Consider the following 16,072-nt stretch of genomic DNA (forward strand, 5'->3'; position numbering starts at 1 on the left):
TCGGTGTCAGGTCGTAGGGTCGAACCATGTGGGTCCGTCGGACAGGGCCTGCTTGATCCGGAAGAGCGCGGTGTCCCGGAGCTCCGGCAGGGCATCCACGTCGAACCAGCCGACCTCCAGCGATTCGTCGTCGTTGACCCGGGCCTCACCGCCGACCGCACGGCACCGGAACGTGGTGTCCATGAACTGGCAGATGTCGCCGTTGTCGAAGGTGACCTGCTTCCCGGCCCGGACCAGGACGACGCGCTCGACCACGCAGCGTACGGCGGTCTCCTCGTAGACCTCGCGTACGGCGCAGGCCGCCGGCTGCTCCCCCGGGTCCGGGATCCCGGAGATCAGCGCCCACTCGTGGTTGTCCGAACGCTGCCCGAGCAGCACTCTGCCGTCGTCGTCGAAGACCACGGCGCTGACGCCGGGGAGCCAGAGCAACTGGTGCCCCGCGGAGGCCCGGATCGTGCGGATGAAGTCGGGAGTAGCCATGCCCCGACCCTAACGGCCCGGCTCGGCCGCCTCCCGTCAGGCGTCGGAGCCGCGCCGCCCGCGGACGGCCGTGGCCGCGCCCCAGCCGAGCCCGCCCACGGCGAGCACGACCAGGACCATCTCGGGAAGGATGCCGAGCTTCGTCGCCGGGGTCTCGGAGGTGCGCAGGGGCACCTTCTGGACGAGCGAGTCGGCCACGAACATCCCGGTCCTCTGGGTGATCCTGCCGTCCGGCATGATCACGGCGCTGACGCCGCTCGTCACCGGCACCGTGACCGTGCGGCTGTGCTCGACGGCGCGGATGCGGGACATGGCGAGTTGCTGATAGGTCATCTCGCTGCGGTCGAAGGTCGCGTTGTTGCTGGGGACCGAGATCATCTGCGCGCCGTCCGTGACGGTGTCGCGCACGGCCCAGTCGAAGGCCGCCTCGTAGCAGGTCGCGAGACCGACCTTCGCGCCGTCCATGGTGAACACGCCCGGCTCGGTGCCGCGGCTGAAGTCCTGGCGCACCATGGTCGTCCAGTTCTTGTTGATGGCACCGAGGAGCGAGCGCAGCGGGAGGTACTCGCCGAAGGGCTGCACCTGCCGCTTGTCGTACGTGTCGACGGCGCCCTTCTCGGGGCCCCACAGGATCTGCTCGTTGTAGAGCTTGCCGTCCCGTTCGACGACGCCGCCCACCGAGATGGGGGCACCGATCGCCCGGGCGGCACCGTCGATCACGGCGCGCGCGTCGGCGTTGGTGAACGGGTCGATGTCGGAGGAGTTCTCCGGCCACAGCACGATGTCGGGCTTCGCGACCTTGCCGGCCCTGACCTCGGCGGCGAGTCGTTCCGTCTCCCGCGCGTGGTGGTCGAGAACGGCACGCCGCTGGGAGTTGAAGTCCAGTCCCGCGCGCGGCACGTTGCCCTGGATGACCGCGACGGTCGTCGTGCCCTTCTCCGCCTTGTCGCTGACGAGCGTCCGCGCGGCGAGCGCACCGACGACGGGCACGGCCACGCCGAGCAGCGCCACCGCCGCGGCACCCTTGCGGACCGCTCCGGTACGCCGGCCCTCGACGGCCAGACGCACGATCTCGTACAGCCCGAATCCGCAGAGGACGACCGCGAAGCTCAGCACCGGAGTACCGCCCACCGCCGCGAGCGGCAGGAAGACTCCGTCGGCCTGGCCGAAGGCGATCTTGCCCCAGGGGAAGCCTCCGAAGGGGGCACGCGCGCGTGCCGCCTCTCCCGCGATCCACACGGCGGCCGCCCACAGCGGCCAGGCGGGCAGCCGGGACACGAGCGTGATGCCCGCGCCGACGAGTGCGACGTACACGGCTTCGACGGCGACGAGCGCCAGCCACGGACCGGGGCCGACCTCGACGCCGGTCCAGACGAGCAGCGGCAGCAGGAATCCGAGGCCGAACAGATAGCCGAGGCCCAGTGCCGCCTTCCAGGTGCGACCGCGCAGGACCCAGGCGAAGAGCGCGAAGGCAGGAAGGGCGAGCCACCACAGCGTGCGGGGCGGGAAGCTGACGTACAGCAGCACTCCGGAGAGCGCCGCTACGGCGGCCGGGACGAGGCGTCGCACCCATGCGGCCCCGCGCGAGGCGGGCGCGGCCTGGGGTTCGAGCTGATCCGGCTCGTCTACGGTGGTTGCGGTGGCGGTCACTCGGGGAGTGTACGGCGCGTGACCAGGGCGCCGACAGCACGGTCTCGTCCGCTCTGCGGGAGTCCGGCCGGCCGCCGGGGCTCTCCTCATACACGCGCTGCAACGTTTCTGCGCAACATGTCCACAAACCTGCGCATCACCCGTTACGGTGTGCCCGAGCCTCTGACGTGCGGCCGGATGTGGTCACGACGGCCGGGGCCCGGCAGAGTCGGGGGGTCGACGGAGTGGGGTCCACCGGGATGGCGTCCGCGGCCGATCCCGCCGCCGCGGGCGAAAGACGCAGCGCTTCGGACGGCCTGGGCGTCGTCGTGCTCGCGGCCTGCGCCGCCTGGTCACTGGTCACGGCGACCGCGCACGGCGGCCGGCCCGAGGGCGTCCTGCTGGCGGTGCTCGCCGTGGCCGCCGGTTACGCGGCGGGGCGGATCTTCGGGGTGCTTCTTCCGGTCGCCGCCCCGTGCGCGGGTGCGCTCGCCGGACTCGGGCTCGCGATCGCCACTCCCGGCCCGCAGATCACCCTCCAGCTCGGACACTCGGGCGCCACCGCGGCACTGCTGACACTCGCCACGGGCGCGGCCTGCTGCGCGGCCTGGGCGGCGCAGACTCCGGGACCTCGCCTCGCCCTGCGTCTGCTCGCCGCCGGGATCACCGTGGCCGCGGCGGTGCTGGGGTCGACCACCGGTTTCGCCACCTGTGCCGGGGTCCTGCTCTGCTCGCTCGCCGCCGCCCGGATGCACCACCGGGCTCTGGGACTCGCGGGTCTCGCCGGCGCGGCGGCGCTGGTGACGGGACTGACCTGGGCGATCGCCGAGGACGCCCTGCCCGACGGCCCGACGGCCTCCCTGGAGGGACAGCTGACCCGGCACCGGGTCCTGCTCTGGCACGACGCGCTCCGGCTGGCCCACCAGGAACTGGTCCTGGGCGTGGGACCCGGACGTTACGGAGAGCTCAGCCCGACGGTCACGCAGTCGCTGCTCCCCGACGGCAAGCCCCACTCCGCTCCCCTGCAGCAGGCGGCCGAGCAGGGCGTGATCGGCGTGGCGCTGCTCGCGGCGGCGTTCTGCTGGATGCTGTACGCGCTGTGGCGCACTCCGCGCTCCACTCCGGTCGCGCTGACGGCCGGTGCGTCACTCACCGCGCTGGCGGCCATCGCCTCGATCGGCAACGCGCTGAGCTTCACGACGGTGACGGCGGGTGCGGGTCTGCTGGCGGGCCTGGCCACGGCACGGCCGCTGGCCGCCGAGGGGCCGGACGACCTCCCCGACACCATCCGCTGATCCGGCGGCCTTTGGCCGATGAGGGCCGCGCCGACCGGCGGGACCGTCAGTGCACCGTGCCGGGCGTGCCGGGCCGCAGGTGGTCACGGATGATGCGCACCGCCGCTTCGGCGTTGTCCACCGTGATCGTGAAGGTGTGTCCGTCGCCGAGGCGCAGCACCACGCCCTCACCGCGCCGGACGATCACCGCGGTCCCCTTCTCGGGCCGCCAGCGGTAGCCGAAGCCGCCCCACTGGCGTGGGGTGACCTTGGGCGCGAATTCGGCGCCGACGACGCTGGACAGCGGAATACGACGGCGCGGCAGTCCGATGTGACCGCAGCGCACTTCGAGGCAGTCCTTGTCCACCTTCACGGCGACGTGCAGGAAGGCGAGCGTGCCGAAGATGATCAGCAGTCCGGCGGCGATGCAGCCGACGACGGACATGATGAGCGGGGCCGATCCCGACGTCCACGCGGAGTCGACGGCCAGCTCGATACCGAGCGCCAGGCAGGCGGCTCCGCCGAGGGCGGGCAGCCACTGGACGCGGTTCGTCGCACGCCCGGTCCAGACCTCCGGATGCGGGGTGCCTTCGCCGTGGGGGTGGTCCCTCATGTCTACGAGGGTACTCAGCTTCCGCTGCGCGGGCACGGGCTTGCGGAGCGTCACTGGCCCCGGCGGACGATCCCCGTACGGAGGGGGTTCACACCGTGACCGGCAGTGCTCGGACGTCGCACGCAGCGCGTCCGGCCCGTCACCGGAAGTGGTCGCGGGGCCGGCCCTGCTCAGCGTGTCGGACGGTGACCTTCGGTCAGCGCGGGACCGACGGCCGAGAGCACCCGGCCTTCCTCGTAGCTGAGCGCGGTCGCGAGCAGCGACCCTTCTTCGCCGCCGAGGAGCACCGTCACGACGGAGTCGGCGGGGGCCTGCGGCCTCGGCGCCTCACCGATCCTGCGCAGTGCCTGCGCCGCGACCGCACCGGCCGAGCCGTGCAGGACGAGCGGCGGGCGTCCGGGCCGCTGCACGGCGGCGCGGATGCGCTCGGCGACCAGTTCGTAATGGGTGCAGCCCAGGACGACGGCCCTTACGTCCTCGGGAGTGTGCGCGGCGGCCGCCGCGATCGCGGCGTCGATGGCGTCCTGGTCCGCGTGCTCCACCGCGTCGGCGAGCCCCGGGCAGGCCACCTCGGTGACGCTCACCCCGTCCGCGAACTCGGCGATGAGTCCGCGCTGGTAGGGGCTTCCGGTCGTGGCGGGCGTGGCCCAGATCGCGACGGGGCCGCCGCCGGCGGCGGCCGGCTTGATCGCGGGCACGGTGCCGATGACGGGCACCTCCGGCTCCAGGCGCGCCCGCAGTGCGGGCAGGGCGCGTACGGAGGCCGTGTTGCAGGCCACGATCAGGGCGTCGGGACGGTGTCGCGCGGCGGCCTCGGCGACGGCGAGGGCGCGCGCGGTGACGTCCTCCGGTGTGCGGGGTCCCCAGGGCATGGAGCCGGGGTCCGAGGAGAGCACGAGATCGGCGTCGGGCCGCAGTCGGCGTACCGCGGCGGCAGCAGCGAGCAGTCCGATTCCGGAGTCCATCAGCGCGATCTTCACCCGGTCACCATAGACGATCCGCCTCGTCACCCGTCGTGGGGCAGACTGCGGTGGGTGAGCGCCGTGGTGTTTGTCGCTGTGATATCGCTGATCGCGTGGCTCTGGCTGCTGCTCGGCCAGGGCTATTTCTGGCGTACGGATGTACGACTGCCGTCACGCCGGGACCCGGACGAATGGCCGAGCGTCTGTGTCGTCGTGCCCGCGCGCGACGAGGCCACCGTCCTCCCCCAGAGCCTGCCGTCCCTCCTCGCCCAGGACTATCCGGGGCGCGCCGAGGTCTTCCTCGTCGACGACGGCAGTTCGGACGGCACCGGGAAGCTGGCCCGGGAGCTGGCGGAACGCCACGGCGGGCTGCCGCTCACCGTGGACTCTCCCGGGGAGCCGCCCGCGGGCTGGACGGGCAAGCTCTGGGCCGTGCGGCACGGAATCACCCTGGCACGCGCGCGTGAACCCGAGTACCTGCTGCTGACGGACGCGGACATCGCGCACGCTCCCGACAGCCTGCGGGAGCTGGTGGCGGCGGCCCGCACCGGGGGGTACGACCTCGTCTCGCAGATGGCGCGCCTGCGCGTGGAGAGCACCTGGGAGCGACTCGTCGTGCCCGCGTTCGTCTACTTCTTCGCCCAGCTCTATCCCTTCCGCTGGATCTCCGTGTGGAGGGCGCGCACGGCGGCCGCGGCGGGCGGCTGTGTCCTGCTGCGCGCCGACGCCGCCGAGCGGGCACAGGTCCCGGACGCCATCCGGCACGCCGTGATCGACGACGTCGCGCTCGCGCGGGCGGTCAAGCGGAGCGGGGGTCACATCTGGCTGGGGCTCGCCGACCGGGTGGACAGTGTGCGCCCCTATCCGCGACTGCACGACCTGTGGCGCATGGTCTCGCGCAGCGCCTACGCGCAGCTGCGGCACAGCCCGCTGCTGCTGGCCGGGACGGTCCTGGGCCTCGCCGTCGTGTACCTGGTGCCGCCGATCGCCTTCGTGGCCGGCCTCGCCGCCGGGAGCGTGTGGGCGGCGGTGGCCGGGGGGCTCGCGTGGATCGTGATGGGCGCGACGTACGTACCGATGCTCCGTTACTACCGGCAGCCCGCGTGGCAGGCCCCGCTGCTGCCGGTCACCGCTTTCCTGTACCTCCTCATGACGGTCGATTCGGCGGTGCAGCACTACAGGGGGCGCGGTGCCGCCTGGAAGGGCCGCACCTACGCCCGCCCCGACACCGCGCTCGAGGAGAGCTGAGTGCCCTACTTCCTGCCGGGAGTCCAGTTCATGCCCCACCCGTAGGCGTAGTCGACGGTGCGCTGGGGGCTCACTCCGCGCTCCGGGACCAGGTAGCGGGCCTCGCGCTGGACGATGAGGTCGTTGCCGGTGTTGGTGATGAGGGCGAGGGCACACACGGTCGAGGGCACGGTGCACTCGTCGAGGGAGAAGTCGACCGGAGCGCCGCTGAACGGCTGGAGCGTCACCGTGGCGTGCAGGTCGGCGAAGGAGCGCGCCCCTTCATAGATGGTGACGAAGATGAGGATGCGCCGGAAGCTCTGCTTGTGGTCGAGGTTGATCGTGAGGTTCTCCCCACTGGCCACGGCCCCCGTGCGGTCGTCCCCGTCGAGATGGATGTACGGCGGCTGGTGCAGCGCCCCGAAGGCGTTGCCCAGGGCCTGCACGACGCCCTTGCGTCCGTCGGACAGCTCGTACAGCGCGCACAGGTCGAGGTCGAGGTCCGAGTGCATCGCGACAGCACGGCCCCGCTTGCTGCCCCATCCCGAGAACTGCTTGCGCACCTGCCAGTTGAGATTGACGCGCATCGCGCCGGAGGTGCCGCCCTGCTTGGTCAGCGAGACCGAGGGGGCCTCCTTGGTCAGCGTCACCTTGGAGAGGCTGACCGGGACGGTGGGAGGCGGGGGCGTGCTCCCGTACGGGGCGGGGGGCGGCGGCGCGCCGTAGGGGGCCGGCGGCGGCGTGCTGCCGTACGGAGCGGGCGGGGGCGTGCTCCCGTACGGAGCGGGCGGCGGGGTACTGCCGTACGGCGCGGGCGGCGGAGTGGTCGCGTAGGGCGAGGGGGCCACGGGCGGTGCCGGCGGCGGCATGGTCACGGGCGGGGCCACCGGCGGTGCGGTGGGGGCCGGGGGTGCGGCGTGCTGGGGTTCGTCCACCGTGATCCCGTAGTCGGTGGCCAGTCCTTCGAGCCCGCTGCCGTAACCCTGCCCCACTGCGCGGAACTTCCAGGCGCCCTGGCGCCGGTAGAACTCGCCGAGGACGAAGGCGGTCTCGACGGTGGCGTCGGTGCTGTCGAACCGCGCGATCTCCGTGCCCCGCTGCGCGTCGAGCACGCGGATGCCGAGGCCGGGCACCTGCCCGAAGGCGCTCCCGTCGGTGGAGGCGGCGAGCACCACCGTCTCGATGGCGGACTCCACCCGCGTCAGATCGACCAGCAGCGCGTCCGTGACCTGCCCGCCCGCGTCCCGCTTGCCTTCGTGCCGCACGGCGCCGGACGCGTGCGCGGGCTGGTTGTAGAAGACGAAATCGCCGTCCGAACGGACCTTGCCCGAGACCAGCAGCAGCGCCGACGCATCCGCGTCCGGCACACCGGGTCCTGAACGCCATCCCAATTCGACGCGCAGCGCGGTCGTCGGCACGGGAACATTCGCTCCCTTTGACATTGACATGTACGCCCCCATCACGTGTCTCCGTACCGGGCCGCCGCGCGGCCGGTCCGCCGGCTCCGTTTCCCGCACAACCTAATCCCCCACCCCGGAGAACTCCCATGACCCGTGCAGGAAGATCCGTGGTCAACCGCCGGTAACCCGCCGCGAACTCGGCCTTTACACGATCCGAGCGCCGTTCGACGTCCTTTTTTGCCGAGTTCGCTCGGATTGGGGATCCCGCGTCACTGCCGACACGGAAAACAACCCTCTTATCGGTCTCCCCAACCAGCACATCGTGGGCTTAACTTATGTGCCATGACCTCCCCCCGCTCCACATACGGCGGCGGTTACTACTCCGCGCCGTCCTTCTTCCCGGACACCCCGATCTACGACTCTCTCGTCGCCGAGCGGGGCACTCCCCAGATCGCACCGATCCGGGTCCCCTCCGCCTACGAGACGGGCAGCCATCTCCCTGCCCTGCCGTCGGCACTCCCCGCACTGCCCGCCGGCCCGTCCCAGCAGGCACCCGCCTACGGGTACCCGCAGGCCCAGCAGCCCGCTCCGCTGCAACAGGCCCCGGCTCCCTACATCCCGCAGCAGGCGGCCGGCCCGCGTGGCTACCCCGGCCCCCAGCCGCAGCAGCAGCGCCCGATGGCGACCGGCACGGGCTACGAGGCGATGCGCCCCGCGGCCCCGCGACCCGCCCCGGCTCCCTACCAGGATCCGTACAACGGGCAGCAGTACCGCGGCTACTGAGGTATCCGCGACGTTTCACCGGTGCCTGCTGGCACCATGGCGGTCATGGGGAACGCGCAACTGCACTCGATCCATGTCCATCCGGTCAAGGCGTTCCGGGGCGAGTCGCCCCGGGAGGCCGTCGTGGAGCCCTGGGGGCTGGCCGGAGACCGCCGCTGGGCACTGATCGACGACGGGGGAAAGGTCGTCACGCAACGCCAGCAGCCACGTCTCGCACTGGCCGCCGCCGAGCTGTTGCCCGGCGGCGGCCTGCGGCTGTCCGGGCCCGGCCGCGAGCCGATCGACGTCACCGTGCCCGCGCGCGCCGGCACGACGGTGCTCGACATCTTCGGGGACAAGGTGGAGGGCGTCCTCGCCGACGACGCCGCGCATGTGTGGTGCAGCGCCTATCTGGGCACCGACGTGCGTCTCGTCCACATGGACGACCCGGCCACCTGCCGTCCCGTCGACCCGGACTTCGCACGCCCGGGTGAGACCGTCAGCTTCGCCGACGGCTATCCCCTGCTCGTCACCACGCTCGCCTCGCTGGACGCCCTCAACTCACTGATCGCGCAGGGCGACCACGCCCACGAGGGCCCCCTCCCCATGAACCGTTTCCGGCCGAACGCGGTCGTGTCCGGAACCGACCCCTGGGCCGAGGACGACTGGTCGAGGATCGCCATCGGCGAGGTCACCTTCCGGGTCGCCAAGATGTGCGGCCGCTGCGTCGTCACCACCACGGACCAGAGTTCCGCGGAGCGCGGCAAGGAGCCCCTGCGGACGCTCGGGCGCCACCGCCGCGTGGGGAACCAGCTGATCTTCGGTCAGAATCTCGTGCCCGAGTCCCGCGGCACGCTGCGCGTCGGGGATCCGGTCACCGTCCTCGAATAGCCTCGCGGCCGAGTTCCGTAAGTAGGGGCACCGAGGGGGAACCCCTGCCCGGGGCACGAGCGTTGAGAGTATGAGAAGTCCATGAGAGGGCCACGGGGAGGGTGATTTCGCTCTCTCTTCCCCGGGCTGCCGCGTGGACGGACCTGCTGCGGGTTATCACGGACGCGGAAGGGGGGTGCGGGACGGTGCGAGCGATCAGCGGACTCTGGCGCTGGCGGCACAATCCGCTGCGCCGCACGACCGATCTCGTGGAGGCCTGGCTGGGCCTGGCGGCCGTGCTGCTGGTCCTCGCCGTCGCGCCCCTCGTCGGGGCCGCGGTCGGCGCCTCGGCCCAGGACGCCCTCCAGCAGTCCGTTCGGGACCAGCACAGGACGCACCACCTGGTGGCGGCCACCGTCGTCAAGGAGCTGTCCCGCAGTCCGCTGGAGCCCGATCCGGAGACGTCGTCCTCGCGGGACGCCCACAGCCGCGTCCTGGCCGACTGGACGGCGCCGGACGGCACGGCCCAGCACGGCGCGGTGATAGCCGACCTCAAGTCCCCCCGTCACGGGGACCACTTCAGGCTCTGGACCGACACCCACGGCAACATAGTCGGCCGCCCGCTGGACGGCGCCACCGCGACGACACACGCCGTGCTGGCAGGAATCGGAGCGGGACTGCTGTGCGCGGGACTTGTCGAAGGGGCCAGGCGCATGATCGTCTGGCGCATGGTCCGCGGACGGTACGCCCGTTGGGACCAGGCATGGGACAAGGCGGGTCCCGACTGGGGCAAGGCAGGCACCGGCAGCTGACGGCCTTCCCGCTACGGTCATCCCGGTGTCCCCGCGCACGCTACGGTGGACCGGCCGAGCGGTTCGGCACCGTCGTGAGAGGCTGTCCGGCAGGGACCTGGGCGACGGGCTGTCAGCAGGGCCTCGCAGGACCCGCGTACGACGAGGTGGGGGCACAACAGCGCCATGGCACAGGGCACGGTCCAGGTGACGCACACCGGCACCTCGCGGTGGCGGCGCCGCACGGGTGAGTACGCATCGCTGGCCGCCGCCCTGGAGGCCGCGGCCGACGGAGACGTCCTCACCGTCGCTCCCGGCACCTACCGGGAGAACCTGGTGGTGCAGCGCGCGGTGACACTGCGCGGCCCCGAGGGTTCCCCCGGCTCCGTGCGCATCGCCCCCGTGGACGGCGTCCCGCTGACCGTGCGCGCCTCCGCCGTGGTCCAGGACCTGCACGTGGAGGGCCAGGACTCGGCCGCACCCGCGCTGCTCGTCGAGGAGGGCACGCCCGAACTGCTGGACGTCCGGATCGTCACGCGGTCCGCGGCGGGGATCGAGGTGCGGTCCGGAGCCCGGCCCACCGCGCGCCGTTGCACGGTGGACAACCCCGCCGGCATCGGCATCGCCGTACTGGACGGCGGCGGTGGGGTGTTCGAGGAGTGCGAGGTCGTCGCGGCCGGCCAGTCGGGGGTCGCGGTCCGCGGCGGCGCCCGTCCGCGCCTGGACCGCTGCCGGGTCCACCACGCCTCCGGCGCCGGCCTGTCCGCCACCGGCGAGGGCTCCTCGCTCGAAGCGGTGGGCTGCGAGGTGTACGAGGTGAAGGGCTCCGGGGTGCAGATCACGGGGCGGGCCACGGCCCATCTCACCGACTGCGACGTGCACCGCACGACGGCGGACGGCGTCACGCTCGACACGGACGCGGTCCTCACGCTCGCCGACTGCCGCATCCACGACATCCCTGAGAACGCGGTGGATCTGCGCTCGCGTTCCGTGCTGACGCTGACGCGCACCACCGTGCGGCAGTTCGGGCGCAACGGCCTGTCGGTGTGGGACCCCGGCACCCGTGTCGACGCCAACCAGTGCGAGATCTTCGACAGCACCGGCGACTATCCGGCGGTGTGGGTCAGCGACGGCGCGACCGCGGTCCTCGACTCCTGCCGTGTGCACGACGTGCCCGACGCCCTGTTCGTCCTCGACCGCGGCTCCCGCGCGGACGTCGTCGACAGCGACATCTCCCAAGTACGCAACACGGCGGTCTCGGTGAGCGACGGCGCCACCGCCCAACTCGACGACTGCCGGATCCGGGACGCCGCGACGGGTGCGTGGTTCCGTGACCACGGCAGCGGCGGCACCCTGTCCGGCTGCACCGTCGACGGCACACAGACCGGTGTGATCGTCACCAAGGGCGCCGATCCCACCATCGAGCGCTGCACGGTCACCTCGACCGCCGAGGCGGGCTTCTACGTGTCGGCCGACGGCCGGGGCAGTTTTCTCAACTGCCGGGTCACCGACAGCGGGGGCTACGGCTTCCATGTGATCGACGGCTGCCGTTCGACGCTGAGGAAGTGCCGTACCGAGCGGTGCGCGCGCGGGGGTTACGAGTTCGCGGACGGCAGCGCACCCGGTGGTGGCCCGGTCGTCGAGGACTGCACGAGCGACGAGAGCGCCGGGCTGCGTCCGCCGGTGCCCGAGGCGGCCGTCCAGACGTCGAGTCCGTCGTCGGGTCTGCTGGGTGCCATCCCGGGCCAGCGGACCACCGAGCACGAGCCCCTCGTCACCGCGGAGGCGCCGGCGCAGCCCGCACGCACGTCCAAGGCGGTCCTCGGTGAACTCGACACGCTGGTGGGCCTGGAGAGCGTCAAGCGGGAGGTGCGGGCGCTCACCGACATGATCGAGGTGGGACGGCGTCGGCAGGAGGCGGGCCTCAAGGCCGCGTCGGTCCGCCGCCATCTGGTCTTCACCGGCTCCCCCGGTACCGGCAAGACGACGGTGGCCCGGCTGTACGGCGAGATCCTCGCCTCGCTGGGCGTCCTGGAACAGGGCCATCTGGTCGAGGTGTCCCGGGTGGACCTGGTCGGCGAGCACATCGGCTCCACCGCGATCCGCACCCAGGAGGCGTTCGACCGGGCGCGCGGCGGTGTCCTGTTCATCGACGAGGCGTACGCGCTGTCGCCGGAGGACTCGGGGCGGGACTTCGGGCGCGAGGCCATCGACACCCTGGTGAAGCTCATGGAGGACCACCGGGACGCGGTCGTGGTGATCGTCGCGGGCTACACGGAGGAGATGGAGCGGTTCCTCTCGGTCAACCCCGGTGTGGCGTCCCGTTTCTCACGCACCATCACCTTCGGCGACTACGCGCCCGACGAGCTGCTGCGGATCGTGGAGCAGCAGGCCGAGGAGCACGAGTACCGGCTCGCCCCGGGCGCGGCCGAGGCGTTGCAGAAGTACTTCACGGCGATCCCGAAGGGCCCCGCGTTCGGCAACGGCCGCACCGCGCGGCAGACCTTCGAGGCGATGGTGGAGCGGCACGCGGGACGGGTCGCCCAGCTGGCGGAGCCGGACACCGACGACCTCACACTGCTCTACCCGGAAGACCTGCCGGAGCTGCCCTGAGGGCCGCTGTCCTGCGGGCGGGGAGCGGGGACGTCGGGCCTCAGCCGGCTCAGCAGCCGCGCCCGCTCGACGTCGAAGGCCGGGTCCGCCTGGTAGTCGGAGTGGCCGAGGATCGGTGCGGGCAGCGGATGTTGTTCGGTCCGTCCGTAGGCGAGCGGGTCTTTCAGGGGTTCGTGGTCCACCTGGGGGCCGCAGTCGCCCGGCAGCAGGACCGGGCCGCCGATGGGGTCGGTCAGCCGGTAGAGATTGCGCCAGCAGGCGACCTCGTGGTGCAGAGCGGTCAGGGCGGCCGGGCCGAAGTGGGCCGGGAACCAGCGGCCGTACAGGCGCTCCAGCGGGGAGCCGTAGGTGAGCAGGGCGATCCGTTTGCGGACCGACGGTTTCAGCTGCCAGGCCGCCGCGGCCGCCAGCACACTGCCCTGGGAGTGTCCGGACAGGACGAGCCGTCCGCCGGTGGTGCGGATCCACGTGGCCATGCGCCAGGTCAGGTCGGGCACGGCGCGCTCGGCGTAGCAGGGCGGCGCGAAGGGGTGGGCGGCGCGCGGCCAGAACGTGCCGACGTCCCAGAGGATGCCGATGGTGCGGCGGGCCGCGGGGTCCTTGTAGGCGCGACGGCCCCAGGTGACGAACAGTATGAAGCCGAGGCCGATCAGCCAGGAGCCGAGCGCCTGTGCGGTCTGTGCTCCGCCCCGTACGAAGCCGTACGCACCCTGCGCGGCGTCGCCCGGGGCGTCGCCGGTGGCGAAGGCCCCGACGAGCGCGGCGGCACCGAGCAGCAGCGTCACGGACGACAGGACGCCGGTCATGACGGGGGCCAGGTCGGTGAGCGTGGCCATCGCGCGGGCGCCCGCGATGCGGCGGGTACGGGCGATGTCCCGGGGCTGTCCCTCGTGGTCGAGTGCGACGGCGGCCATCTCGCGGTCGCGCAGCCGCCAGGTGTGCCGGGCGAGCCGGCCGCCGAGCACGAGGAGGACGAGGAGCATCGGCGGGATCGCCGAGGCCTGCCAGGTCAGCAGGACGGGCGGGCCGGGGAGCGAGTCCCGGGTGCCGTCCAGCCAGTCGGCCACACGCTGGGAGACCCCTCCGGACATGACACCGCCCAGCGCGCAGGCGAGCATCGCGACGGCGGGCCCGGCGATGCCGCGCATCGCGGTGCGCGGGTCGGGACGTGTGCGGTACAGGGTGTGGGCCACCCCGCACAGGGCGATGACGATCAGGCCCTGCAGGAAGGCGATGCCACCGAACGTCACGTCGCCGGGCAGGCGTCCCGTGGAACGCCAGCCCGGCCGGGACCAGCCGGCGTACACCGAGGTCAGGACGAGGAGGACGAGCGATCCGACGGGCAGCCGGCGCACCAGCATGTGGTCCAGCTCCTTGTCGAGCCGGTTCTCGCTGCGTCCGCGCCGGCAGACCACCCACAGCACGAAGAAGGCGCCCACCACGAGCGTCGCCTCCAGGAGCGTGCCCAGCGCATCGAGGACGGCGGGACCGCCGGGCCTCCGGTCGTGGCGGGCGGCGGAGCTGCCGACCGCCGCGGCGACGGTCAGGAAGCCCGCCGCCGTGTGGGCGGCGCGCAGTCGGGCCACCAGGCGGCGCCCGTACCAGAAGCCGGGACGGCCGAGTCCGGTACGGCCGGTCTCCTCGGCAGGCTCCGCGGCGCGGGACATCGGCCGGTGCGACTCGTAGGCGCTCCAGGTGCGGTGCGACAGGTACCACAGCAGTCCGGTCAGCGCGGCGGGCACGAGACCGGCGAGGGCGAGCCGGCGGCCCGGCTGGCTCCACCATCCGCCGCCGGACACGGTCGGCGAGAGGAACCCGAGCCAGGTGTGCTCGCGGGCGCACGCGCGCGTGCCCGCGCACTGCCAGGCGGTGAGGTCGAGGGCGACCTCGCAGACGGCGGCCACCAGGAGCACGGTCAGGCTGAGCGCGGCGAGGCGCACGAGGAGGCCGTAGAGGCGGACGGTGCGCGTGCGTCCGCGTGTGGCGGGCCGCATCCAGTGAGCGAGGTTGACGACCATGAACGGCAGCAGCAACAGCCACAGGGCGCGGGTCCCGTTGCCGGACGTGAGGTTGCACCACACGTAGGCCTCGCGCACCGGCCCGTCCCGGTGCTCGGCGGGACGCCGTTCCGCCTCCGCGTCGTCGACGCGGCGGTAGACGGCGGCCGTGTCGTCCCCGGTGACCCGGACAGTCCGTGGATCGTTCAGCATCACCTCGGGTGTCGTGCCGCCCACCCCGTGGACCAGGAGTTCCAGGGCGGCTCCGCCTGCCGCGGTCCGCTGAGCGGGGGTGTCCGGCTCCCCCGTCGAGGCATGTTCCCTTGCACGTTCCACTGTTTCGCACTTCCCCCGTGCCGCGTGTGTCGCATGCGTCGTGTGCCGGCACCAGGATCTCCACTTCGTGGGGTGTGCACACGCGTAGTCACCGAATCTCCCCGATACGTGTGACAGTCGCGCCGCGGGGTGCGCACCCGATGTCCGTGCGGGCAGTGGAGCGACTGTCGGTGACCCGTGCGAGGATGGGTCGTCCTCCAGACCTCGGACAAGGAGAATGTCCACGTGGGAGTGGGTTCGGACGGAGTGTCGGACAGCGTGCGGCGAAAGGACCGGAGCGGACGTGAGTGAGAATCAGAACCTCCTCGCGGAGCAGCGCCGCGCCCTGATCCTGGACGAGGTGCGCCGCCGCGGTGGCGTCCGTGTGAACGAGCTGACGCGCAGGCTCGGCGTCTCCGACATGACGATCCGCCGCGACCTCGACGCCCTCGCCCGCCAGGGGGTCGTGGAGAAGGTGCACGGGGGTGCCGTGCCGGTGGTCGAGGCGAGCACGCACGAGCCGGGCTTCGAGGCCAAGTCCGGGCTCGAACTGACCGCCAAGGAGGACATCGCGCGCGCCGCTGCCGAGTTGGTCGCGCCGGGCTCGGCCATCGCGCTCTCGGGCGGTACGACGACGTACGCGCTGGCGCATCAGCTCCTCGACGTCCCGGACCTGACCGTGGTCACCAACTCGGTGCGGGTTGCGGACGTGTTCCACACGGCGCAGCGCACGTCGGGTCAGCGGCAGGGAGCCGCGACGGTCGTCCTGACCGGTGGTGTGCGCACACCGTCCGACTCCCTGGTCGGGCCCGTGGCCGATCAGGCCATCGGGGCTCTCCACTTCGACGTGCTGTTCCTCGGCGTGCACGGCATATCGATCGAGGCGGGTCTGTCGACCCCGAACCTCGCGGAGGCCGAGACGAACCGGCGGCTCGTGCAGTCCGCTCGGCGCGTCGTCGTGGTCGCCGACCACACGAAGTGGGGGACGGTGGGCCTGAGTTCGTTCGCCGCGCTCGATCAGGTCGACACGCTGGTCACCGATGCCGGGATGCCCGCGGCGGCGCGTGTGGAGATCGCGGAACATCTGAGGCGCCTGGTGGTGGCCGGTGAGCCCGGAGACGGTACAGACATCTGACGGT

13 protein-coding genes are annotated in these 16,072 nt (G+C 72.5%); 7 read left to right on the forward strand and 6 right to left on the reverse strand.

What is annotated here, in order from left to right; all coding sequences use genetic code 11:
- Positions 1 to 6: 6 nt before the first annotated feature.
- Both BKI49_RS02645 and lnt read right to left on the reverse strand, forming a co-directional pair.
- Positions 7 to 480, reverse strand: a complete 474-nt coding sequence (locus tag BKI49_RS02645) for an NUDIX hydrolase (protein WP_095932537.1) — start codon at positions 478 to 480, stop codon at positions 7 to 9.
- Positions 481 to 516: 36 nt separating this feature from the next.
- The gene (lnt, locus tag BKI49_RS02650; RefSeq protein ID WP_095932538.1) at positions 517 to 2,130 is read right to left on the reverse strand and encodes an apolipoprotein N-acyltransferase; all 1,614 of its coding nucleotides are present in this window, start codon (positions 2,128 to 2,130) and stop codon (positions 517 to 519) included.
- A 239-nt stretch (positions 2,131 to 2,369) separates the two neighbouring features.
- Between lnt and BKI49_RS02655 the strand changes: the two genes are divergently transcribed.
- Positions 2,370 to 3,404, forward strand: coding sequence for an O-antigen ligase family protein (locus BKI49_RS02655; RefSeq protein ID WP_095932539.1), 1,035 nt, complete (start codon positions 2,370 to 2,372; stop codon positions 3,402 to 3,404).
- Between the two features lie 46 nt (positions 3,405 to 3,450).
- On the opposite strand, the gene BKI49_RS02660 is transcribed toward BKI49_RS02655, so the two are convergent.
- Together BKI49_RS02660 and BKI49_RS02665 are read right to left on the reverse strand one after the other, a co-directional pair.
- Positions 3,451 to 3,996, reverse strand: a complete 546-nt coding sequence (locus BKI49_RS02660; protein ID WP_095932614.1) for a hypothetical protein — start codon at positions 3,994 to 3,996, stop codon at positions 3,451 to 3,453.
- 170 nt (positions 3,997 to 4,166) lie between these two features.
- Positions 4,167 to 4,976: a glutamate racemase gene (locus BKI49_RS02665; protein ID WP_179332303.1), complete on the reverse strand. Its 810-nt coding sequence runs from the start codon at positions 4,974 to 4,976 to the stop codon at positions 4,167 to 4,169.
- 54 nt (positions 4,977 to 5,030) lie between these two features.
- On the opposite strand from BKI49_RS02665, the gene BKI49_RS02670 reads away from it, so the two are divergent.
- Entirely contained in the window at positions 5,031 to 6,206 is a 1,176-nt protein-coding gene (locus BKI49_RS02670; RefSeq protein ID WP_179332304.1) for a glycosyltransferase, read from the forward strand.
- Positions 6,207 to 6,211: 5 nt separating this feature from the next.
- Here BKI49_RS02670 and BKI49_RS02675 read toward each other — a convergent pair whose 3' ends face one another.
- Positions 6,212 to 7,633: a TerD family protein gene (locus tag BKI49_RS02675; protein WP_179332305.1), complete on the reverse strand. Its 1,422-nt coding sequence runs from the start codon at positions 7,631 to 7,633 to the stop codon at positions 6,212 to 6,214.
- Positions 7,634 to 7,927: 294 nt separating this feature from the next.
- Between BKI49_RS02675 and BKI49_RS02680 the strand changes: the two genes are divergently transcribed.
- The 4 genes from BKI49_RS02680 to BKI49_RS02695 all read left to right on the forward strand — a co-directional run bounded on the left by BKI49_RS02680 (position 7,928) and on the right by BKI49_RS02695 (position 12,621).
- Complete coding sequence (locus tag BKI49_RS02680) at positions 7,928 to 8,368, forward strand: DUF6643 family protein (RefSeq protein ID WP_028799613.1); 441 nt, start codon at positions 7,928 to 7,930, stop codon at positions 8,366 to 8,368.
- 45 nt (positions 8,369 to 8,413) lie between these two features.
- Positions 8,414 to 9,238, forward strand: a complete 825-nt coding sequence (locus tag BKI49_RS02685; protein WP_095932617.1) for an MOSC domain-containing protein — start codon at positions 8,414 to 8,416, stop codon at positions 9,236 to 9,238.
- 185 nt (positions 9,239 to 9,423) lie between these two features.
- Entirely contained in the window at positions 9,424 to 10,029 is a 606-nt protein-coding gene (locus tag BKI49_RS02690; RefSeq protein WP_179332306.1) for an Rv1733c family protein, read from the forward strand.
- Positions 10,030 to 10,194: 165 nt separating this feature from the next.
- Positions 10,195 to 12,621: a right-handed parallel beta-helix repeat-containing protein gene (locus BKI49_RS02695; RefSeq protein ID WP_095932541.1), complete on the forward strand. Its 2,427-nt coding sequence runs from the start codon at positions 10,195 to 10,197 to the stop codon at positions 12,619 to 12,621.
- On the opposite strand, the gene BKI49_RS02700 is transcribed toward BKI49_RS02695, so the two are convergent.
- The gene (locus BKI49_RS02700; RefSeq protein WP_095932542.1) at positions 12,591 to 14,954 is read right to left on the reverse strand and encodes a hypothetical protein; all 2,364 of its coding nucleotides are present in this window, start codon (positions 14,952 to 14,954) and stop codon (positions 12,591 to 12,593) included. The genes BKI49_RS02695 and BKI49_RS02700 overlap by 31 nt on opposite strands.
- 283 nt (positions 14,955 to 15,237) lie before the next feature.
- Here BKI49_RS02700 and BKI49_RS02705 point away from each other — a divergent pair, with 283 nt between their 5' ends.
- Complete coding sequence (locus tag BKI49_RS02705) at positions 15,238 to 16,068, forward strand: DeoR/GlpR family DNA-binding transcription regulator (RefSeq protein WP_095932543.1); 831 nt, start codon at positions 15,238 to 15,240, stop codon at positions 16,066 to 16,068.
- Positions 16,069 to 16,072 lie beyond the last annotated feature (4 nt).

Source organism: Streptomyces sp. Tue6028, from assembly GCF_002300165.1.
GTDB lineage: Bacteria > Actinomycetota > Actinomycetes > Streptomycetales > Streptomycetaceae > Streptomyces > Streptomyces siamensis.